At 37.4% G+C, this 21,340-nt stretch carries 20 protein-coding genes; 7 read left to right on the forward strand and 13 right to left on the reverse strand.

The window, feature by feature from the left end:
- Positions 1 to 125 precede the first annotated feature (125 nt).
- The 4 genes from PTI45_RS21780 to PTI45_RS21795 form a co-directional block, all read right to left on the reverse strand.
- Positions 126 to 296, reverse strand: coding sequence for a gallidermin/nisin family lantibiotic (locus tag PTI45_RS21780; RefSeq protein ID WP_069329679.1), 171 nt, complete (start codon positions 294 to 296; stop codon positions 126 to 128).
- Positions 297 to 386: 90 nt separating this feature from the next.
- A complete protein-coding gene (locus PTI45_RS21785; RefSeq protein ID WP_069329680.1) occupies positions 387 to 1,721 on the reverse strand; it encodes a lanthionine synthetase C family protein in 1,335 nt (444 codons plus the stop codon).
- Positions 1,703 to 3,541, reverse strand: a complete 1,839-nt coding sequence (locus tag PTI45_RS21790; protein WP_069329681.1) for an ABC transporter ATP-binding protein — start codon at positions 3,539 to 3,541, stop codon at positions 1,703 to 1,705. The genes PTI45_RS21785 and PTI45_RS21790 overlap by 19 nt, the downstream gene beginning before the upstream one ends.
- The gene (locus tag PTI45_RS21795) at positions 3,532 to 6,618 is read right to left on the reverse strand and encodes a lantibiotic dehydratase (protein ID WP_069329682.1); all 3,087 of its coding nucleotides are present in this window, start codon (positions 6,616 to 6,618) and stop codon (positions 3,532 to 3,534) included. The genes PTI45_RS21790 and PTI45_RS21795 overlap by 10 nt, the downstream gene beginning before the upstream one ends.
- Before the next feature lie 158 nt (positions 6,619 to 6,776).
- On the opposite strand from PTI45_RS21795, the gene PTI45_RS21800 reads away from it, so the two are divergent.
- Positions 6,777 to 7,280 carry an antibiotic biosynthesis monooxygenase family protein gene (locus PTI45_RS21800; RefSeq protein WP_069329683.1) on the forward strand — a complete coding sequence of 168 codons (504 nt, stop codon included), beginning with the start codon at positions 6,777 to 6,779 and terminating at the stop codon, positions 7,278 to 7,280.
- 51 nt (positions 7,281 to 7,331) lie between these two features.
- Here PTI45_RS21800 and PTI45_RS21805 read toward each other — a convergent pair whose 3' ends face one another.
- Together PTI45_RS21805 and PTI45_RS24300 are read right to left on the reverse strand one after the other, a co-directional pair.
- Positions 7,332 to 9,266, reverse strand: coding sequence for a TcaA NTF2-like domain-containing protein (locus PTI45_RS21805; protein ID WP_175425247.1), 1,935 nt, complete (start codon positions 9,264 to 9,266; stop codon positions 7,332 to 7,334).
- Between the two features lie 30 nt (positions 9,267 to 9,296).
- Positions 9,297 to 10,088, reverse strand: a complete 792-nt coding sequence (locus PTI45_RS24300) for a hypothetical protein (protein WP_069329685.1) — start codon at positions 10,086 to 10,088, stop codon at positions 9,297 to 9,299.
- Positions 10,089 to 10,379: 291 nt separating this feature from the next.
- Between PTI45_RS24300 and PTI45_RS21815 the strand changes: the two genes are divergently transcribed.
- The 3 genes from PTI45_RS21815 (at position 10,380) to PTI45_RS21825 (ending at position 11,720) form a co-directional block, all read left to right on the forward strand.
- Entirely contained in the window at positions 10,380 to 10,724 is a 345-nt protein-coding gene (locus tag PTI45_RS21815) for a TM2 domain-containing protein (protein ID WP_069329767.1), read from the forward strand.
- 1 nt (position 10,725) lies between these two features.
- Positions 10,726 to 11,211: an NINE protein gene (locus PTI45_RS21820; RefSeq protein ID WP_069329686.1), complete on the forward strand. Its 486-nt coding sequence runs from the start codon at positions 10,726 to 10,728 to the stop codon at positions 11,209 to 11,211.
- A gap of 146 nt (positions 11,212 to 11,357) precedes the next feature.
- On the forward strand, positions 11,358 to 11,720 hold the full coding sequence (locus PTI45_RS21825) for a DUF1304 domain-containing protein (RefSeq protein ID WP_069329687.1): 363 nt from the start codon (positions 11,358 to 11,360) through the stop codon (positions 11,718 to 11,720).
- A gap of 26 nt (positions 11,721 to 11,746) precedes the next feature.
- On the opposite strand, the gene PTI45_RS21830 is transcribed toward PTI45_RS21825, so the two are convergent.
- The 3 genes from PTI45_RS21830 to PTI45_RS21840 are packed head-to-tail and all read right to left on the reverse strand — an operon-like array spanning position 11,747 to position 16,072.
- Positions 11,747 to 13,567, reverse strand: a complete 1,821-nt coding sequence (locus tag PTI45_RS21830) for an ABC transporter ATP-binding protein (protein WP_425415589.1) — start codon at positions 13,565 to 13,567, stop codon at positions 11,747 to 11,749.
- A 28-nt stretch (positions 13,568 to 13,595) separates the two neighbouring features.
- Positions 13,596 to 15,374: an ABC transporter ATP-binding protein gene (locus PTI45_RS21835; protein ID WP_069329689.1), complete on the reverse strand. Its 1,779-nt coding sequence runs from the start codon at positions 15,372 to 15,374 to the stop codon at positions 13,596 to 13,598.
- Positions 15,371 to 16,072 carry an FHA domain-containing protein gene (locus PTI45_RS21840; RefSeq protein ID WP_069329690.1) on the reverse strand — a complete coding sequence of 234 codons (702 nt, stop codon included), beginning with the start codon at positions 16,070 to 16,072 and terminating at the stop codon, positions 15,371 to 15,373. The genes PTI45_RS21835 and PTI45_RS21840 overlap by 4 nt, the downstream gene beginning before the upstream one ends.
- A gap of 193 nt (positions 16,073 to 16,265) precedes the next feature.
- On the opposite strand from PTI45_RS21840, the gene pbp4 reads away from it, so the two are divergent.
- Positions 16,266 to 18,317 carry a penicillin-binding protein PBP4(5) gene (gene pbp4 / locus PTI45_RS21845; protein ID WP_083243673.1) on the forward strand — a complete coding sequence of 684 codons (2,052 nt, stop codon included), beginning with the start codon at positions 16,266 to 16,268 and terminating at the stop codon, positions 18,315 to 18,317.
- Positions 18,318 to 18,487: 170 nt separating this feature from the next.
- Complete coding sequence (locus tag PTI45_RS21850; protein WP_069329692.1) at positions 18,488 to 18,712, forward strand: hypothetical protein; 225 nt, start codon at positions 18,488 to 18,490, stop codon at positions 18,710 to 18,712.
- A 145-nt stretch (positions 18,713 to 18,857) separates the two neighbouring features.
- On the opposite strand, the gene PTI45_RS21855 is transcribed toward PTI45_RS21850, so the two are convergent.
- The 3 genes from PTI45_RS21855 to PTI45_RS21860 form a co-directional block, all read right to left on the reverse strand.
- A complete protein-coding gene (locus PTI45_RS21855) occupies positions 18,858 to 19,211 on the reverse strand; it encodes a hypothetical protein (RefSeq protein WP_083243674.1) in 354 nt (117 codons plus the stop codon).
- Between the two features lie 255 nt (positions 19,212 to 19,466).
- Positions 19,467 to 19,640, reverse strand: coding sequence for a hypothetical protein (locus tag PTI45_RS24305; protein ID WP_161594288.1), 174 nt, complete (start codon positions 19,638 to 19,640; stop codon positions 19,467 to 19,469).
- Between the two features lie 198 nt (positions 19,641 to 19,838).
- A complete protein-coding gene (locus tag PTI45_RS21860; protein WP_069329693.1) occupies positions 19,839 to 20,084 on the reverse strand; it encodes a DUF6953 family protein in 246 nt (81 codons plus the stop codon).
- Between the two features lie 138 nt (positions 20,085 to 20,222).
- On the opposite strand from PTI45_RS21860, the gene PTI45_RS21865 reads away from it, so the two are divergent.
- Positions 20,223 to 20,666, forward strand: a complete 444-nt coding sequence (locus PTI45_RS21865) for a DUF6376 family protein (protein WP_069329694.1) — start codon at positions 20,223 to 20,225, stop codon at positions 20,664 to 20,666.
- A gap of 141 nt (positions 20,667 to 20,807) precedes the next feature.
- Here the strand turns inward: PTI45_RS21865 and PTI45_RS21870 are convergent, their stop codons facing one another.
- Positions 20,808 to 21,143 carry a DUF4870 domain-containing protein gene (locus PTI45_RS21870; protein ID WP_069329695.1) on the reverse strand — a complete coding sequence of 112 codons (336 nt, stop codon included), beginning with the start codon at positions 21,141 to 21,143 and terminating at the stop codon, positions 20,808 to 20,810.
- Positions 21,144 to 21,340: the final 197 nt, after the last annotated feature.

Genomic DNA, 21,340 nt, shown 5'->3' on the forward strand with positions numbered 1-21,340 from the left:
AAAGACCACTCCCCTAGAAATCTGGTTCGTATTCTTCCTCTCACTCGCTATCTGATAGAGTATAATTCGGGAATGATATATTCTATCGCTTATGTGTATACATATGTATGTATACCTGTACTATATTACTTACTGATATGACAGTTACATGTTGCAGTTTGAATGAAACATGTTTGCAAAACACCAGTTACACAGCCAGGCGTACAGAAACTTTGACTTTTCCATTGTGGTTCGATTTGATTCGATTGTTTAGGAGTTTGTACCAAATCAAGATCGAAATCATTAAATTTAGCCATTAGGGTTAGCTCCTTTCCTTTGGGATACCTTTATTATAAGAGCGATTTATCAAGATTCTATCAAGATTTCATATATTTACTAATTTGTAATTATAATGAAAACGCTTGATCCCACGGAGTCGCTTGCTTAAGTTCTAAGCCCAGTAAAGTTAGACATACCCCTGTAGCACCATCCAGCAACCCTACATAATCTACAGGGACTAACCCACTATTTTGGAAATGTTCATAGTTGTGAAATCCCAACAAATACTGTTTATCATAAAACACAGTAATCATGTTTTTTAGCAAACTGATTTCTGCTTCAAAATGGGGTACACTTGACTGCCTATCTATCGTTTGTAGAATTTGTAAAATGCCTGCATAGCCATGGCAAAATGTAGGTGAGAAAATACTGTGAATATCTTGAACCGTTTCTTTGAGGTTGGTAATTGCGAGATCGCTATATAATGGTTCCTCCAAGGCGTTGCCAGCATACCACAAAGCCAGTCCTATACCAGGATTCCCGTAACACCAAGCATCTCTTCTAAAGCTTTCTTCTGTTGATGCATGCCCAGACTCAAATTCTTTCCAGCTAATAAATCCTTTCCAAAATAAATGATGATCTTCTTCACTAGCAAATTGTAATAAAAAATCTGCCATTTTACGGATAGCTTGATCTTGTCCTTCTCGCTTAATTCCCTGTTTCCATGCTTTGGATAATAGTAATAATGGTCCTGAAATGCCATGAGATAATCCTAGATTGAAATTACCATCTGGATAGAGTTCACTTTCTTGTGCTGTAAATTGATGTGCAGAAGGAATATACCATCCTGGTACTTTTATGCCTTTCACTTCTTTGTCTTTACTTAATTGGATCAGATAATCTATAACATTGATTTGTAATTGTTGAATACGTTCCTCTTCAGGATGCAATAATAAATAATTAGCAATTCCACTTAATCCTTCAATCACATCATAATCACTAATAAAAGCATCTCTTTGCTGACATTCTGTAATCATCAAAGGTACATGTGTGCATAAATAATCATCAATACGCTCAATAAATTTATGATAGTATTGGAAATTTTGTGATAAACAAATAGCGGTTAAGCCAATTCCTGCTGCTCCAGAAAACATAGAGCTACTCTGGATGCCTTGCTCTGTTATTTCATTTACCAAAATAGATAAATATTGATGCCCTAGTTGATCCCAACCTTCTTCTGGGAAATGAGCATTTAATTCAGCATACAACATACATACACCGGGTATACCATGACTTAATGTAAGAGGATTCCACGGATTGACATGTTGACCATTCAAAGATAACTGTTGACGAGGGTGATTAACTACTTGTAGTAAAGCATCGTATTGCTTCATACGAATAGCTATATTTTTAACGGTAGAAACAATATCAAATTGGATCTCAGTTACAGTGCTTCTTTCCATTCCGTTTCCCCCTTTGTATCAATTTCATAATTTTCTGACTCATACATGTGTTTATAAATAGCGCAGTTTTGCATCAAGTGATCATGTTTCCCCTGCCCTACCACTTTTCCTTGATCCATCACAATAATTCGATCTGCTTGTTGAGCGGCAATAAGTCGATGTGAAATAAAGATTCCTATTTTTTCTCGCGATAATCTAAAGAATGTATCAAATGTTTCTTTTTCTGCTATAGGATCAAGTGCAGCACTAGGTTCATCTAGAATATAGAGAGACGCTTCTCTGAAATAGGTTCGTGCTAAAGCTACCTTTTGCCATTGTCCTCCTGATAATTGTCGACCGTCATCAAACCACAATCCTAATTGAGTATCTAAGTCGTATTCTGAGTGATTTTTTAAAAAATCAGCTCGAACGTTATTAAGTGATTTTTTAATCTGATCGGTTTGATCTATTTTTGTGATTTGGCCAAATCCTATATTCTCTTGTAGTGTCATTTCATACTTCATATAGTCTTGAAATAATACAGCCATTTGTTGCATATAACTTTCTTGATGAAGGTTTTTGATTGAAATATCGTTTAATTTGATATCTCCCTCTTGAGTTTGATACAGACCTGCCAGTAGTTTAATTAATGTACTTTTTCCAGAACCGTTAGGTCCTACAATTGCGACTCGTTCTCCAGCACGAAAAGATAATTCTACGTTTTGCAGAGATAATTGTTCGCTACTCGGATATTGAAAGCTTACATTTTGGATATCTACTGCATAAATAGGCTTTTCTAATCGTTGTGTCGTTTGATCGTCATTGGTATGTTCTTCTCTGTACTCTAGAAATTCAAATAATTGATTCATATACAAATTGCTATTATAGATCGAATAAATATTGTTAATAATGCTCTGTGAATTGCTTTGGACTAAACCTACAGAGCGAATATAACTTAGCACATTACCTACCATAATCTTTCCTGTATAGGCTGCCAAAATAGCAACCACAATCACAATCGCCCCTACGATTTGTACAAGTACTTCATAGATCAGATTAAAAATCGTTTTTTTGCGCAAAATATACGTATCTTGAGCCATAAATTTCTTTTTAATATTCCAATACCCTTCCAATATATAATCTTTCAAACGATACAATTTCACTTCTTTAAATGAAAAATCATGAGTCAAAATATAATTCAAATACCATGAGCGTCTTTCTTCTCCTGTACGCTTCCATTGCATAAAGAACTCCTGTTGACCTATTCTCAGAAAATAAAATAGTGAGATCACAGGCACAAGTAGCATTAACATCGACATCGTAGGATTCCACACCATCAAAAAAGTCAGTGCAGATATGAGCGTAACTATGGCAGTAATCATCGTAATAGCCGATTGAAAAATCTGATAAGGTTTGTATGCGACTTCTCTAGTGATACGCTCTAACTTGTCATAGACTTCAGGATTTTCGAAATCTTCCAGCGATAATTTACTACTTTTTTCCATAATGACGTAATTTAGTTTGTAATTCATACTGAACTGAAACTTAGTATTATAATATTCTGAGATTTGCGAAATAATATCCGAGAAAAAAGAAACAGCAATATAGATGCAGAAAATTATAAGAACTGTTTTGAGTTCTGTCTGAATACGAACTAAAGAGTTAATTAATTCCTGAGATACATATAACGAAATGATAGGAATAATACCTGTAATCAAACTCAGTATCACAATTTTAATAAAGAGTTTTTTTTCCATTTTAAATACTAGACTCAATGTTTTGGGCATTTGACAGAGTGTAGAAATGATATCTTTAAAATGAAGTTGCTCTTTTACTTCCATAATAGATTCCCTTCTGTCTTTTGATATCTTTGGGCATACAGCGTATGAGCGACTAAATTCATAATCTTATATTCTAATTCTCGATCCGTCCCTAACAAACGATTGCAGTGTAGATGAACAATACTCGAAATAATCTCTTCAAAACTAGTCGTCACTACAGCTTGTTGTTGCATCAGCTGTACATAATTCATAACAGCCGATTGACGTAAATCTAAAATAGAAAGTAATTGTTGACCGTCAGCAGTTTGTGCTAATGTTCTCCAATTCTGATCGGCATTACATAGTTGAAGATACTTTTCTTTATTTTCTTTAAATTCTTGGCGATATCGATTGTGATCTGTATTAAGCTGGATCAAACTCAATTGATTTTCAAAGTTCAAGCCTGCTTGCTCTAAATATTTAATAATAGAAATCATAGCGATTAACTCAATATCGATATCTAACTGTTTGGTACGCACAGCACCAATTAATTGTTCTACAACGATACTGTCGATACAGAATATATCCTCAGCCGCACTAATTAGGGCTATTCCCCCATACCGTTCGATTTCACGATCATAGGATCCAATAACAAAATCAGAAATGATATCGCGCTGTTGCAACTGCTGTAACCAGGCAAGTATACTCGGGAAAATTTCAAATAAATTCTGAGTATGACTATTTATTCGCAATCGAATATGAGGTTTGGGGTCCATATATCTCATAAAAAAGTGTTTGGTATCATAAGTCTGATTTAATTCAGTAAAAAAACGATCCATTTCAAAAGCAATTAATTCTTGTTCACGTGATTGTTTACCGTACAATTTAACAAATAGCCATTCATCAAATGGTATTTTTATCCGTTCATGTAACTCAATCATTTGCATATCACGAATAGGTATTGTTCTAGTCGGCTCCGGCTCCACCTTAAGAAGAGGAACAACAATTTCTGCAACGTAATACTGCTCATGTTGATCTTGGATTAAATTACTATTTTGCTCAACAGCTACAAGATGTAGTGCATGATCTTGCGTTTTTTTGACTTCAGCAAATAAAATGTGCATTGCTTGTTGATTAGAAGTATCAATAAAAAGGCGATGATCTGAATTGGCTATATAAAATTGTTGAGGAATATCAAATTTGTGTTGAAATTCAGCAAACTGTTTTAAAAAGTTTTCACAACTGGTCTTATCTGTCATTTCCAGATCGCGTTGTGTGATATACCATTGTTCACTCGATAAAACAATGTCGTTGTATTTGATCTCAGGTACATATTTAAAATCTTGATATAACTCTACCCATACAAATTTGTTCCATTGACGCTTACCATGTTCATTCATTTCTTGTAAAAAGCGAATCGCATTACTACTCATTAATGGATTTAACATATTATTTGATTCGAATACGACAATATCTCCTGATTGGCAATCACGAGCATAAAAAACATTTTGATTGATTCCGATTCGAATATCTTCTAGTCTCACTTCATCCGATGATGATTTGGAGCTATTTGTAAATAAAGACATTTCTTTATTCCGATAACTCGCATTCCGAGTGACATTACCTGAACGCATCTGATTAGGAACAAAACTCAATTCGCATAATGTGCTATTGCCGTTACGAACTCTTAATTCTTCTTGATGCAAATTTTCTAATGTATCCGTAATTTGCGAAGATAAATAAGAGAAGCGTCCAAATGTTTTGCCTGCTAAAATAGAGCCTACATTAGGACCTAAATGTAACACTGGATGATGATTATGCTGTTTGACGATAAAATTAAGTTCTAAAGAAACAGGCACCTCTTGCGGATCAATATTCTGATCTAAATATTGTTTGAATTGCGAATCATTTAATTGAATAGCGTGTTTATTTTGAACAGCTTCCCAATATTTTAATAAAAAGAAATTTTTGAGTTGTGCAGAATATTGGTCATTAAGATGTACATTTTCATAAAAATCATTGGCAGGTTGCTGGTAAGATACAGGTGCACCAATTCCAGAACTGGTATCTAACATTTCCATCAAAGGAATCTCACGATCAATTCCATACTTCTCTATAAATTTGTTTTTGTATTCTTCTAAATAAGTCGATTGCTTGGCAAATGGAGCAGCTAATCGGGTAAGCGTGCTTGCAAGTTCATTAATCGTTTGCGCCAGATTTTCATCTATAGTGATATGCTCATCTGCTAATCCTAAATCGACTTGTAAAGGTGAAGTAGACTTCATCACTTGGTTCATTTGCTGGATCAACTGTATGTATAGATGTTCTCCTTCTCCCAAAGGAAGATGGTTATATACCTCAATCTGTGATTGAATATCTTGTAGCTGTTCTAACCACAGCGGTGCAATATTGCTTGCCTGGAGTTGATCGATAACATATTGATATTGATCGTCCACAGTTAAAGGCGGTCGCACATTAGAAATTAAAAATTCTTTATTGATGAGTTCCATCAAATACATTTTTATTCGATCCACTGGTGTATCTGGATAGTGCGCTTGTAATAAAGTAGAGATTTGCTCAAAACTCATTAATTGTTGACAGTGTTGATGTAACAACAAAAAGACAGGTGTGGCTCGAATATGAATTTCCTCGGATTGGTTATCTGTACTGTATAATAAGAAAGCACGATCTCCTTTTAAATAACAAGCTGGATTTAATTTAAAATTCATTTGATCGGCATGCTCTTTTTCTATTTTTTGAATACAACGAAAAAGCCACTCTAAATCGACTCGTGCTTTTTTGTAAAAGGTACTTTGATCAAATTTCCAGTGATTATGAGAATCAAATGAACCTACACCTACTGCGGAAAATAACCCAAATGGAGTTGTACGTGTAGATCGACGATTAGCATACTTAGCGATAGCTAGAATAAAATTCCGTTTCTTCTTAGCAGATAATTTTTCAGGAGAATTCAAATAAATATGGATAGTATCATATAATGTTTTGCTGGATATCAAAATTTGTTCTCTAAATAATGGATTTTGGCATAAGTCTTTCAACCAAATTTCCTGTTCATCCGGTTGAAGTTCTGCACTCGAATTAGGGGAAAGTGGAATACGGATCATATATTTGTTAATGTGATGATAGAGATTATCCATATATTCTACCTCTCTTTCTATATTGTGAGATTATAATTTGTATATACTGGTAATCTATAGGATAGAGTTCATAAACATGCTAAATTATAAATATCAAGTAATTATCAAGATAGGTAAAAATCATTTAAACTATTTTTTAATATGAAGGGTGGATCACGATGTATATTTATATTAGCTCGCACTTGCTTGAAGAACATTTTCCAGAAGCGGCTGAATTGCCACAAGCGGTTACGTTGCAACATGATGATGAGACTCGTTATGTATTAGAGATTGATGAACCGCTGGATTTCCATACGGAAAATTCATCACGATATGAAGTGCTTGATAGCAGTGGAACGATTGGTGGTAGCTATGCTGTACTCAACAATATTCCTGTGACTGCGGATGGTCGCTCTACTTTTGAAGAACGATTTAGCAATCGTGCGCGCAAAGTAGAAGATGAACCGGGCTTTGTCGGCATTCGGGTTATGCGTCCACTTGATGATGATACATATGTCATCATGACGCTATGGGCATCAGAAGAATATTTCACAGCATGGCAAGAATCGCAAGCCTATAGCCACGCACACCGCAAACGGGATTCATCGGAAGGGATTACTGCGCAACAACCCTCTATCTTCCCACGTCCTTCTTTTGTTAAAAATTACACGGTTATGGCGTAATTAATCATAAAAAAAGAACCTCTCCATGTTACGGAAGAGGTTCTTTTTTATTTAGATTTCTTTCGTACTCACCAATTGGTACGCTTTAAGTTCGTTATTGATTAATTTCAGTGTATAGACAGAATGAAATGATTTTGTTTTGAAAGTACCGTCTTTAGCGATAATCTTGTACGTTTCTGTTGTATTTACGGTATACGTCTGATCTGTATTCGCTTTGAAAGATTCTACACCTGAGCTTACTAACTCCTCTGTGATCCCTTTACTTTGGAGATGGTCGATATAACTAGAAGATTCTTTGTATACAGGTCCTTGTGCATCCAATAATGAAGAAACCATACTAAAATCGCCTGCATTGATTGCTTCTACTGAAGTGCTTAGATATTCGGTCATAAAATCATGAATCGATGTATCGGTTACTTCCGAACTTTCTGATGATGCTTCGTCTGTAGATGCTGTACTTGTAGATACTGTATTGGCAGATACTTGATCTGTAGAGTCTATTTCTGCTGATGTAGTGGTTGCATTGCTTGCTTTTTCAATCGTATTTTTAGCATTTAGCGCATTCGTCCAACTTGTGTACGCCGAATCAATCCACCATTGTTTTTGATTAGGTTGTTGGGTAATCTGATAAGTCCAATTTACATTTTTATCATTGGATGTTCCATCTTCGTTTTTGGCTGTATAGACTTGTGTAGCTGAAATCTCGATAGATTCTTTGTTGATTTGAATAGAATCGAGATCGATCACTACTTTTTGCAACGTATATTTCGGTTGCGTAAAGTAACTATTCATTTCCCATGTCGCACGATTGTAATAATCTGAATCGGGATTAACGCCTTTGACCGCTTTGGCATTGCTCGTATTGATTGCTTCTGCTAGACTGGTCGAAGCATTATAGATAAGATCTAAAGACTTTTCAGCAATAGGCTTCTGTAGAAGAGTATTCAAGTCATATCGATCTTGTGCATCAGCTTGAAGTGTTGCTTCTCCTGTGATCTCATATCCTTGTGCTTGAGTCGTCACGACAAATTTAGCTTGCGCTGGTGTTGGCAAAATATTGATATAATCTCCAGGCGTACCTGTTACTTTTTTATTATTTAGCGTTATCGTCGATTCTACCGTCGGAAGATGTACTTCCAGTGAAGCAAGCTTTGTATAATCTAAGATGGCTTTGTTATTTTCTCGTATATTAAAGGCTTCTACCTTATCAGTGACCGGAACCTCAGCGAATTCTCCACTAATCATCCCTTTGTACGTATATACAGAAGGCCACAAATCTAAGATAAGATTATCTTGTGCCACTACACTACCAATCGTCATCGAAGTGGTTAGATTCTCATTCAGATAAGGTAGAGTGGCTTCGATCTGTACAGGCTCAATATGAGCAGTCCATTTGGTGCCACGCCATGAATCTACAGGAACGAATGTCAGCCAGTGTCCCCCGCTTAGACTTTCTTTAATCTGTTTTTTCACAGAATCGGCTATCGAAGAATGTTCTGCATCAAGATCTTCTGCATTATCCAAAGCTTCCGCAATACCTTCTGTATAGGCTTTTTTAGCATCGTCCGTTTGAAGTGTCTCGGTAAATAAAGCTATTCGATCAGCTTGATGCAATGGTGAATCTGGATCATCTAAATAACTAGCTAACGTATTCACATCTCCTGCTTGAACCGCTTTGTCCATTTGTTGAGCAAGCTCTTCCGCAGATGAAGGACCATATGTTGCACGTAATACTAGAAAAGTGATGAGCAACAATACAACGACTCCTGCTCCAATACCGCCCCATATTTTGGTTTGGCGAGATAATTGAATAGGTTGACGTGGTGCTTTAGCCGCTACAGGTACATGTTCTGGCACGCTTATTTCGTTTGCAGATGCTTCTGGTTGTAACCGATGTCCACATTCTTTGCAAAATACCCAATCTGGCTGTGTCTTTGTTCCACAATGTCCACAATACATAACAGATAATATCCTTTCTTTGATCACTATTTATTGATTAGAGTAGCTCTATATGATTTAAAATAAATTACGACTAATTCGTTGAGCTTCTTCGATTAATTCGCTACCGAAGGAGTTAAAAACAACAAGAATAGCACACACTTGAATCAATACGACAAGTCCAATAAACAAAGCTATACGATCACGATGTATACGGAACATTTCGATACCTGCAACCAATGTTAAAGCCAATGTAGCTAGTAAAGTGGTAAATAATAGTACAAATGATAATTTGATCGATATAAACATCATAAGAGCTGCTACTATAAATCCAATACCTGAAATGAGTTGTAATCCGCCTAGCTGTACCATGCTATCTTTCCAGTGTAGTTTATGTAATCCCATTTTGTTGCCTAATAACAATGTTATACCTACAAGTACGATTAAGGAGATCAGACCTAGTAACAACATATGATTCACAATAGGTAGATACTCACTAGCTTCACGATATGATTCTTTTTCATCGTTAATCAAACTTCCAAATCCCAAAAGCATTAGCTTGATCAATTGATGCTTAAATGACCATGCCCACAAAACAAAACCTAACAATGAGACGACCAATCCTAGAACTCCGTACAGTAAATCGCTTTCTGATCTTAATTGCAAAGCAGACATTGGGTTTTTGATTAAATTCAAAATCTTGTGCTTGTCTACATTTGCTAAATGATCTCTTGCTGTTGTCAATATGGGTGATGGTGTTGATGGTGTAGAAGAAGATAAAGTAGCATTTACAGAAGGCTGTTCTGGCGAAACACAAGTATGTATTTCATTCGGTTGGAGCTGTTGACCACATTTTGTACAAAAAGACATTGTTAATCCCCCTAAGAATAGTTAAAATGAACTAGGTAATATTATCTATTTTTAAATTCGTTGTCTATAGTACCATGTATAATGCAGAGTTACCAACTATTTTTATAATTAGAAGAAAAAGAGATTTGAGAGATTTATTCCAACTTTTTTTAAAAGATTGTGCTACATATCAGTCACTTTCCTCGTCTAACAACGTAGAATACAGTAGATTAAATAGGATAATCTTGTTAAAATGGCAGTGTTGATGGAAATGAACGATGATATCAAAGTAAAGGGGTTACGCATATGGGCATGAGTTATAACAACTGGCAACGTAAAGCTCAACTAGATACAAGAGAGCTGATGTTACTGGAATCAGAAGTCAAAACGTACGGTAAAAACATGGTGGTTGCTTATATTTTGTGGTATTTTCTAGGCATATTTGGAGGACACCGCTTCTATATGGGGAAAACAGGATCGGCTATTGCTCAATTAATCTTGACGCTTACTATAGTCGGATCGATTGTAACCAGCATATGGTGGATTGTAGATGCATTCTTGCTTCACACATGGGTTAAAGATCGTAACGATTATGTAGAAAGTAATATTATTGATCAGATTCTTATTCAAAAACCGATTGATCCACCGAGTTATTAAGATGGCTATATCTCGATACGAATTATCTGCGCAAGAAATGATGCTATTGAATTCTGAAATGCGAGGCAAAGAAAAGTCGCTAGGTTTAACGTATGTGATGCTACTTGGTGGCCATTTAGGTATACACCGATTTTATTTGAAACGTATCCCTAGCGGAATTGTACAACTGGTTCTTTTTTTGTTTACGATGATCTTTTATTTTTTGCTCGCTTTTATGTCGATTGTTGAAAGTGAAACCGGTACTATGGTGTTCACGATATTTATGATTCTATTTGGATTAGCTTTATTTATCTGGATCGTTATTGATTTATTTATGATCCCGAAAATGGTCAAAGAATTGAATGATCAGACAGAAGCTTATATTTTGTCTCAGATCGAGTACTTACGTCAGCATCCTATACCAGATCGTCATGCTCACGATACGACATCTGCTTCGCCTCATCCTAATGTCATTCCACCGTCAATCTCATTGGATAAGAACGAATAATAGATGTTGCTACTGTAACATAGAAAAAGATGCCCTTGAACAAGGCATCTTTTTTCGTGTTATTATTCATTATATGAAGCAATTCTGTTACGCTAACACTGCTTCTCCAAGAAAAATGACTATTTTTAAGAAAAGAGGAAATACGTATGCATTTACTGGCAATAATCTTTGTTGTACTGGTTGCAGTTGAACATCTGTATATCATGGTGATGGAAATGTTTCTATGGACCAAGCCACGTACACTAAAAACGTTCAATCTTACCCCTGAACTAGCCGAGTCTTCCAAATCACTTGCTGCCAATCAAGGATTATACAATGGCTTTCTTGCCGCAGGATTGATATGGGGACTGGTTCATCCGACAGCGCAGTTTGGTTACCAGATTCAATTATTCTTTATTATCTGTGTCTTGATCGCAGCTCTATATGGCGGTGCAACCTCTAGTCGCAGAATCTGGTTAATGCAAGGTGCTCCTGCTTTGCTTGCGTTACTTTTTTTACTGCTTAGCTAAGTTGGATGATAACGGTAGATTTCAGATCAAGCTTGCCGGGCATCGGACGAATGAAGTTGACTGTAAAATAAGTCGCTATAAAATCCGCCGGTGTCTAGCAACTGATCATGAGAACCTTTTTCCAAAATCTGACCGTCTCGTAACACTAGAATCTGGTCGGCTGCTCGAATCGTATTTAGTCGATGAGCAATGACAAAGCTCGTTCTACCTTCCATCAAGCGCTGTAATCCTTCTTGAATCTTAATCTCAGTCACAGTATCTATACTGCTGGTCGCTTCGTCTAATACTAGAATCGAAGGATCGGCTAACAACGCGCGAGCAATATTAATCAATTGCCGCTGTCCCTGACTAATTCCTCCACCATCCCGGTTCAAACGATGATTATATCCTTCTGGCAGACGTTCAATAAAGGAATGAGCATTCGCTAATCGTGCGGCATCTTGTACTTCAGCATCTGTGGCATCCAGTCTTCCATAGCGAATATTATCCATAACCGTTCCTTCAAATAAAAACGAATCTTGCAAAACAAAAGCCGTATGTGAACGTAGACTTTCTCGCTTAATACTCTGAATATCTCGCCCATCAATTGTAATCTTTCCTTGATCAGCGTTATAAAAGCGGGAAATCAATTGAATTAATGTTGTTTTACCAGCACCTGTAGGTCCTACTAGTGCAATCATTTCACCTGGCTCTGCGGTAAATGAAATATGCTGTAATGTATTATCACCATCTCCTGTATCATAGGCAAATGATACATCATCAAACACAACAGCACCCTCGATATGATCGACATGGACAGCATGCTGTTCATCTTCTGCTTCTACCGATTCATCCAAAATTTCAAAAACACGCTCTGCTCCGGCAATAGCTGATAGCAATGTATTCCACTGATTGGCAAGATCATTTAACGGGCGGGTAAATTGACGCGCATACTCAACAAAAATCACGATCACACCCACAGTGATCATACCTTTGATTGCTAAGATACCGCCTACTCCTGCTATCAGACCAAAGCTCAAATTGTTCAATCCATTCATCAATTTGGGAATAAATCCCGAAATCGTCTGCGCCCAAAATCCAGATAAACGGATACGATCATTCCGCTCTCCAAATTCACCAATCACTCGTTGTTCTTGAGCAAACGCTTTAATAATCTTTTCACCAGATAATGTCTCTTCAATATAACCATTCAGATCACCCAAATTTTTCTGACGTTCTCGATATAAAGGCCCTGTACGCTTGGTAATCCAGCGCATTCCTAAAGCCATCAACGGCACTACGAGAAAAGTAATTAACGTCAACAATGGACTAAGCCACAACATGACGACCAATGTACCGATCAAGGTCAATACACTGGAGAAAATTTGGATTGCCGAACTGTTCAACGTAGAGCTAACATTTTCAATATCATTGGTAACCCTGCTCATCAGTTCCCCTTGCTGTCTTTTCCCGAAAAAAGGTATCGGCAATTGATGCAAGTGAGAAAATAAATCGACTCGCATCCGGTAGACCGTTTCTTGTGCAATCTCTATCATCCATATATTTTGAAGCCATGAAGTTACCGAGTTCAGAATATAGACAACAGCTAATCCAACAAGAAACCATACCCACATCTGACCTGCATCACGAGCGAGAAAATCATCTATCGCTATCCCGATAAGATAAGGTCCGAGCAAGGTTAGCGCTGATGTTAGCAGTACCATAAATAGAACTAACATTAACTTGAGTTTGCGTTCTGCAAGGTAGCCCCAGATTCGTGCTAGCGTACCTTTCCAGTCTTTAGCACGCCTTTTTTTGCTAGGAACAGGTTCAACTTTGGCAGACTTGTTCGCTATCGCTTCGGTCATAACCGCTGGCTTAGGATACCGTAAAGGATCAGTTAACGCTTTCCACATGCTCTAGTTCCTCCTTTCCAAATTGAGAGGCATAGATCTGTTGATATAACTCGGAGGTCGCTAGCAAGTGAGTATGATCGCCCTGTGCAATCAACTGACCATCACTTAGCAATAACACTTGATCTGCTCGAATCGTTGAACTGATCTTTTGTGTAATCAATAAGGTTGTACATGACAATTCACGTAGTGCATCAAGCAACAATGATTCTGTACGTACATCTAGCGCACTGGTACTATCATCCAACAGTAAAATCGCTGGACGGCGTACTAATGCTCTAGCGATAGAGATCCGTTGCTTCTGCCCACCTGATAGATTGACACCCCGTTGTCCGAGCAATGTATCATAGCCATGTGGCAAATTCATAATCGTATCATGAATCTGTGCAATGCGAGCGGCTTCTTGAATCTCTTCAAGAGTGGCATGTTCATAGCCCCATGCGATATTTTCACGAATACTGCCGGTAAATAATACAATCTCTTGCGGTACATACCCGATCAGACCACGTAATTGATGATCATCTAGCTCTTGGATACGTCGATCCAGTACATCGATCTCTCCTTGATCACTATCGTATAATCGCAAAATCAATTGCACGAGTGAAGACTTTCCTGAACCGGTAGAACCCATAATTGCTGTAGTTACGCCTGCACGAGCCGTAAAATCTATATTTTTGAGCACTTGAGCTTCTGTACCGGGATAATGGAAACTCACCTGACGGAAAGCCACACCTACTTCATAAACATCTGATGATTGTGATGCGCTTACAGAAGACGATCCTGCAACATATTGATCTTGATTATCTAGTGGACGTTCATCTTCCACTGTAAACATCACTTCTTGAATCCGTTCTGCTGAAGCTTTAGCGCGAGAGAACGAAGCTACAATCATCGAAAATGCAGATAAAGCGCCCATCGTACGCATTGCATAGTTAATAATCGCTACCACTTCACCTACGGAAGCTTGACCAACAATAATATCAAGATGACCATACCAGAGCACTGCAATAATACTGGCATTGGTAATTAACAAAATAAAAGGCATTGTCGTTTCAGTTAAACGTAAAGCAGACACAGTACCTTGCATAAGATTGCTACTGCGTTCTTCAAATCGCTGACGTTCGTGATTTTTACGGACAAACACCCGAATCAAACGCATTCCTGTGAGATTCTCTTGCATTACACTATTTACTGTATCCAAGCGACGCTGTACTTGTTGGAACAATCCTGAAGCCTTACGCATAATAATAATGACAAAGAATAAAAGAATCGGAATACCCACAACTAATAATAATCCTAACTTCACATTTACAAGTAGAGCCATTACACTACTACCGACAACTAACAATGGCATCCGTAACATAAATCGTAATCCCATAAAGACCATATCTTGCAATTGGGTAATATCATTGGTCAATCGTGTGATTAAAGAGGAGGAAGAGAAACGGTTAAATAACGCATACGAAAAGGATTGCACTTTGTTATAGACTGCTTCCCGTAGATCATAACCTAGTCCCTGACTGGCATGAGCAGCATAAAAGGAACCAAATATCCCTGCAAAAAAAGCAATAATCGTTCCGCCTGTTAGAATACCGCCCCATAATAATACAGTCGAAATATCTTTTTGCGTTACACCGTCATCAATAATTTTGGAGATCAAAAAAGGCTGTAACAATTCAAGCGCCAATTCGACCAGCATCATACCTAGCGCTAAAAATGCCGCAACCCGATATTTTTTCAAAAAAGAAAAAAGTACTGTCATATGTAGTCCCCTTTGTGATTGACTTCCTGATGTATACTTCTCTTCATATATACCCCTTTTTTGTAGACTGACTTGATCATAAAGTGTTTATTTAGTTTTTTATTTGTGCGATAGATCAACGAATTGACTTCATCTATTCCTACTAGATCGACATTTTCGCTATAGCGTTCTGACCATACTTCTTCAATAATCTGCTCACGAGTGACAAAATGATCCAGACATCCATACAATAACCGGAACAACTGATATTCTTTTTTCGATAACGTTATACTTTCGCCACTTACTTCGATCCGTTGGAAAAAGTCATTTAATTGAATACTATGATCAACCAGATCGCTTAATACATACTCACGTGTTTCTTCTAACAAGTTACCTTGTTCTACTTGCAACCCTACTAATCCATTGACCAACGTTAATTGATCTTGGGCGGTTAACGCATAACGCTGATATGGAACCAATCGTTGCCCGTTCAGCTCTGTCCCATTTTTACTACCGAGGTCTTCAATATATAGTTGATCGCCTACACGGTGGATCGTGCAGTGTTGCTTGGAGACTAATTGATTGTAGATAGGTAGATCCATCTGTCCTGTTCCGATATGTCTACCGATTTGAATGCTTTGTCCTCTTTGGATATATACAAAAGAACCATCGCCTTCTTGACCGGCAGTGTGGATTACGATTTTGATAACGTCCGGCATGGAATCTCTCTCCTTCTATACGTAAACAATGATAATTTCATCAGATTTGTTCTATTGTTTGCTAACGTACATCCTTTTATAGTGTAAACAGGCGCTGGTATCGCCTTATCTTATTATACTAAAGTGATTTCAACAAATCCTACTGATCATCAGATTTATTCTGAATAAGATCAATATAAATGAGGTGTCTCGATTGAAAACCAAACATATTATCATTTACGGGTTGCTTTCTTTTCTGATTGCAAGCGGGCTTGGTCTATATGTATATATGCAAAGTCGCTTTCAAGAACAACCAGATACAACGATTCAGAAATATATCAATACGCTACAAACTCAAAATTATGACGAGCTTTATAACTTAATGACACCAGAATCATTACAACAATCCGGTATGACCAAAGAACAATTTGTACAAAAATATAAATTAATCTTCGACGGTATGAAAGTTTCTACGATTGAAGTGAATGCTGGCGCACCCGTTCCTGTGCCTGACGATAAGCATCAATACACATTAAATTATTCAGCTCAAATGAATACATTTCTCGGTAATATTGATCCGAAATATCAACTGAAGCTAATCCAGCAAGATAGTGATCATGGCAAAACATGGCGTATCCAGTGGCAACCGTCACTCATTTTACCTGAAATGGAAAAAGGCGATAAAGTGAAAGTACAGATTCTTCATCCCGAACGTGGTGAAATCCTCGACAAAGATGGATATCCTTTAGCCACCAAAGGCACAATCTTTGAATGGGGAATCGTTCCTGGCAAATTAGGTACAGATGATACGACTAAAGCAGCTTCTATGACAGCAATCAGTGAGTATTACAAGGTTCCTGAAGCTACGATTGAAAAAGCATTAGGGCAATCATGGGTTAAAGACGATTATTTTGTGCCTATAGGTACGACTACAAAACCGGATATTCCGACTGAATTACATGGTGTCTCTATGCAGACCAAAGAAGTACGTACTTATCCTCTGGGCACTGCGGCGGCTCATCTGATTGGTTATGTCCGTCAGACGACAGCTGAAGATTTGGAAAAAGATACCGAAGGCTATTACAGTGCGCAAGATTGGATCGGCAAAGCAGGGCTTGAGCAATCAATGGAAAAGCAATTGCGTGGAACCAAAGGTGGACGTATCGAAATTGTAAATGAAGCCGGTAAAAGCAAATCGGTGATTGCCGAAGAAAAAGAGGTCAATGGTGAAAATATAACGTTAACGATCAGCTCCTCTTCACAACGAGAACTTTATACCACGATGGCTAGTGATCAAGATGCCGGTTCAGCTGTATTAATGAATCCAACCAACGGCAAGTTGCTTGCTCTCGTGAGCACTCCTGCTTACGATCCCAACCAAATGGTAACTGGCTTATCTGAAGCAGAGTGGGATGCCTATTCAAATGATCCAAATTTACCTTTTACCAATCGCTTCACCAATCGTTATGCTCCTGGCTCGGTATTCAAAGCCATTACAGCGGCAGCAGGCTTAACCGAAAAAGTCACTACACCGGATAAAGTGCATACGATTCAAGGATTACAATGGCGCAAAGATAATAGTTGGGGTGGCTATTACGTCACTCGTGTCAAAGATGTGCTACAAGTCAATATGAATGATGCACTGATGTATTCAGATAATATTTATTTTGCTCAAGAAGCAGTCGAAATGGGTAAAGCCAAATTTATCGAAGGCATTCAGAAGTTCGGCTTTGATACTCAGTTTGGATTAGATGCTCTATATCTGAAGCCAAGTCAGTATGCGAATAAAGATCATTTGGCATTGGATTCAGAAGTTCTTTTAGCTGATACGGCTTATGGACAAGGCGAGATGTTAATGTCTCCGATTCATTTAGCGGCTTCATTCACACCTTTTATTACAGAAGGCACATTAATCAGCCCTATTTTGTTTGAAAATCAAGCATTAAACAGGGCTACACCTGCGAATAAACGTATTATTACGCCAGAAGTAGCTGATACAGTCAAAAACGCTTTGCTACAAGTCGTTAGCAATTCAGGCGGAACGGCTCATGCTCTAGCTGATCTTCCTTATCAAGTTGCCGCCAAAACCGGTACAGCCGAATTAAAATTAGCCAAAGGTGAACAGGGTCAGGAGAATGGATTTGTGATTACATTTGATACTAAGTCTTCCTTTGTACTGGCTGCGGTGATTGAAAAGGTGAACGGCCGGGGTGGCAGTCATTATGTCGTGAACAAGCTTCATCCATTTTTGCAACAGTATCGTTAAGCATAATCATCATAGATGTTGTCTAGAATCAATCGTTCTAGACAGCATTTTTTTGTCTAATCTTTTATTCGTTTTGGCATAAAGAAACATATCTTCCAATTATATTGTAACTGTCTGAGCGATATAGTATAGTCAAGGGGCAAGACACTATACTTTGAGGAGATGAGCCAATGGATAAAATGTGTATGCAAATGATGATGGGTATGTCTATGGAAGATATGATGAGCAAAATGACTAACATGAACATGATGATGACACAATGTAAAAACATGGACATGAACATGAAAGATATGGGCATGGATATGGATATGATGATGAGTAAATTGCAAGAGTGCGACGAAATGATGACTTCTATGATGACAATGATGCGCGACATGAAACAAGCTAGCATGTAATTCACAATATCCATGTGAAATACAGCTAGCTTGTTGTGTTTAATCAGATCTACGAAATCCAATTACTTATTTCATCTATTATTACTTGTGTCAGATCATGTGCGAAATGATCTGGCACTTTTTTGTATACATACAGTGTAAAGTATTAACATTCTATATTAGAAGTTTCGGATTTAATTTGACGAGATACATCAATGCGTTGCATTTTAAGCTCCCACATTTGTTCCAATAAGCGCTGCTTATCTGCATCATCTTTACTGGCTCGGATCGAATAATAGATTTCGGTAAGTCTGGAATTGATCTTATCAAATTGTCTCCACAGGTCTTCGGTTGTTGCCCATTCCTGTTGCGTTTCTTCTGAAGCGTTCAACTTGCGCATCGATTCCAAAATCTCCTCTTGCCACTGTCCATCATCCAATTGGATCGCGTAATTCAATAGATCCAAATAATCATCATTACGTTCGGAAATCATTGCTTGAATACGATTCACAGTTACCATCACCTTCATCCTTTTCTATATACCAAGTATTATACTCGGAATATACGGCTTTGCAATAGTTAAAGATCATTTTTTGAAATTTTTTTGCTTATTTTTAATATTCGTACTATCCATTCATTCCATAACATACAAAAAAAGCATCTACCTGTGGCAGACACTTCTGATTTATGCTTTATTTTATGACTACTCTATTATGATTCACATACTCCTATGTAAGAGCAGTACAGACGATATTACTTCGTTGTACCTGATGATCTAATCACGCTTATGATTGATCTCGCGCTGGTTTTGATGCCATTCTTTTACCATCGTATGATAAAAGCTACTTTCTTGACGGCTTAGACCATTTTTGTTGTTTTTAATCGTCATCGTTTCAATATTGCGTCGTAAAATCTCATTTTGGCGTTCTAATACTACTGTTGAGTTCAATGTATTTCCCTCCAATTAATAGTGATCATTTCAACTAGAGTAAAGTATATCGAATATGCCAACAGATGGAAACTTGGCTTAGCACGCCAGAATAAGTGTGATGTGGACTGAGCTTGGATAAACGCTTTCTCATCTACCGTGTCCATACAATTACGCCATGATCCTGCTTTTAACAGCTACATACGATTGTGATCACTATTATGTCCATGCCCAGAAAAATCCGTCTCGATCCCATGCGACTCTACCTGCATGGTGCTTGCGAAAAGCTTTTTTGATTTCTTTGGACAATGAGACATTTCCACTTTCACTTGTAAATATATACTCTTCTCCATGCTCTGCACGTACATAAGCAATCGCATCTTCTTGCTTTAATGTACCGTTGTTTTTGATCTGTTCTACCATCCATTCAGCGATATGCTGTTCGATCGTTGTTGAATCTGTCATTTGTTTTGTCCCCTTTATCTGGTCGCTCTAAGATTGGCTTGTATATTTATGAAACCATTGTGTTCCTCTCAGAGTAGTATACGTTAATAACGATACTTTGCAAAAAGATTTCGATATCTGTCAAAGGAGTGACCTACCATGAAAAAAGGATTATTGTTACTTATTTTGAGTATAAGCTTGCTATCGGGTTGTTCTGCACTCGATCAAGTCAATCAATCCGTCAATTATGTGAGTGAAGCAACATCTTATATCGATCAAGCTTCTCAATTTTCTAGCCAACTTCCTGAAATGACACAACAAGCTGTGGTCGATACAGAAGCACGAACTCAACTGGTGCAAGAGTTACAGCAAATGCAGACTCAGATCAATCAATTCGCCAATCTTGAAGCCCCTGGTTTTGCTCAAGATCTGCATCAGAAGCTTGTTGGTTATAACGAAACATTAGGTACAGAGATCAACGGACTGATCGATCAAGTTCAAGCCGGACAGATTACACTAGAAAAAGTAAATAACTCGCAGATTTTTCAGACAATCGATCAGATTAATGGGCTGATGAATCAGTTCCAGCAGTTAGGGCAGTAATTTAAATACGATTTTGAGTTATACCCGTATAAATCAAACGCTTAATATATTTGGATATCGCAAAAAAACCTTCACTGCATAATAGAGCAGTAAAGGTTTTTTTGTGATTTCTGTATACCTATTGAACTGTGAAGTTATTTTTTATTTAAGCAATTGAACATTACCCATCAATGGCAACGGTTTGCGTTCGCCTTTAGAAGCATTAACAATACCGATAATCATAAATGCGAAAATAGCTAAGCTTACAAAAGGAAGTAACAATCCTAAAAATGGAATAATGGAGAATACTAAATTTGCCGCTACAGCGACTAAAAATAACGTTAATCCTTGATTCGCATGATACATGGCAAATGGTGAATTACGAGCAGCAAGCAAAGGAATAAAGAAGATGATATACGCTAAAATAGCCATCACTTTATTGTCTTGCACATCTTTAGAATCGTTTTGAGGATACGGTGGTGGTTGAAAGTCGGACATTGATTAACCCCTTTTCTTATCATGTAAGTGGCAATTCCCGATTAGCGGCAGTCTGGAAGTTGGTTAGTGCATATGATATGTATTCTTTGCCTCATATTGAAAATCACCCAAATTATAACATTACTGTGTTCACTTGAGTAGGTAAAAAATGACTTATCGTTACTTTTATTTTGTGCGATTTGTTAAATGATAAACAA

Origin of the sequence: Paenibacillus nuruki, from assembly GCF_001721045.1 — a bacterium.
GTDB lineage: Bacteria > Bacillota > Bacilli > Paenibacillales > Paenibacillaceae > Saccharibacillus > Saccharibacillus nuruki.

Bases quoted from the DNA above. Each gene is read 5' to 3' on its own strand.
- PTI45_RS21850 (WP_069329692.1), top strand. From the start codon at position 18,488: ATGGATAAAATGTGTATGCAAATGATGATGGGTATGTCTATGGAAGAT.
- PTI45_RS21870 (WP_069329695.1), bottom strand. From the start codon at position 21,143: ATGTCCGACTTTCAACCACCACCGTATCCTCAAAACGATTCTAAAGAT.
- PTI45_RS21855 (WP_083243674.1), bottom strand. From the start codon at position 19,211: ATGGTAACTGTGAATCGTATTCAAGCAATGATTTCCGAACGTAATGAT.
- PTI45_RS21820 (WP_069329686.1), top strand. From the start codon at position 10,726: ATGGCTATATCTCGATACGAATTATCTGCGCAAGAAATGATGCTATTG.
- PTI45_RS21865 (WP_069329694.1), top strand. From the start codon at position 20,223: ATGAAAAAAGGATTATTGTTACTTATTTTGAGTATAAGCTTGCTATCG.
- PTI45_RS21785 (WP_069329680.1), bottom strand. From the start codon at position 1,721: ATGGAAAGAAGCACTGTAACTGAGATCCAATTTGATATTGTTTCTACC.
- PTI45_RS24300 (WP_069329685.1), bottom strand. From the start codon at position 10,088: ATGTCTTTTTGTACAAAATGTGGTCAACAGCTCCAACCGAATGAAATA.
- PTI45_RS21835 (WP_069329689.1), bottom strand. From the start codon at position 15,374: ATGACAGTACTTTTTTCTTTTTTGAAAAAATATCGGGTTGCGGCATTT.
- PTI45_RS21795 (WP_069329682.1), bottom strand. From the start codon at position 6,618: ATGGATAATCTCTATCATCACATTAACAAATATATGATCCGTATTCCA.
- PTI45_RS21780 (WP_069329679.1), bottom strand. From the start codon at position 296: ATGGCTAAATTTAATGATTTCGATCTTGATTTGGTACAAACTCCTAAA.
- PTI45_RS21840 (WP_069329690.1), bottom strand. From the start codon at position 16,072: ATGCCGGACGTTATCAAAATCGTAATCCACACTGCCGGTCAAGAAGGC.
- PTI45_RS21790 (WP_069329681.1), bottom strand. From the start codon at position 3,541: ATGGAAGTAAAAGAGCAACTTCATTTTAAAGATATCATTTCTACACTC.
- PTI45_RS21825 (WP_069329687.1), top strand. From the start codon at position 11,358: ATGCATTTACTGGCAATAATCTTTGTTGTACTGGTTGCAGTTGAACAT.
- PTI45_RS21800 (WP_069329683.1), top strand. From the start codon at position 6,777: ATGTATATTTATATTAGCTCGCACTTGCTTGAAGAACATTTTCCAGAA.
- PTI45_RS21830 (WP_425415589.1), bottom strand. From the start codon at position 13,567: ATGACCGAAGCGATAGCGAACAAGTCTGCCAAAGTTGAACCTGTTCCT.
- PTI45_RS21860 (WP_069329693.1), bottom strand. From the start codon at position 20,084: ATGACAGATTCAACAACGATCGAACAGCATATCGCTGAATGGATGGTA.
- PTI45_RS21815 (WP_069329767.1), top strand. From the start codon at position 10,380: ATGAGTTATAACAACTGGCAACGTAAAGCTCAACTAGATACAAGAGAG.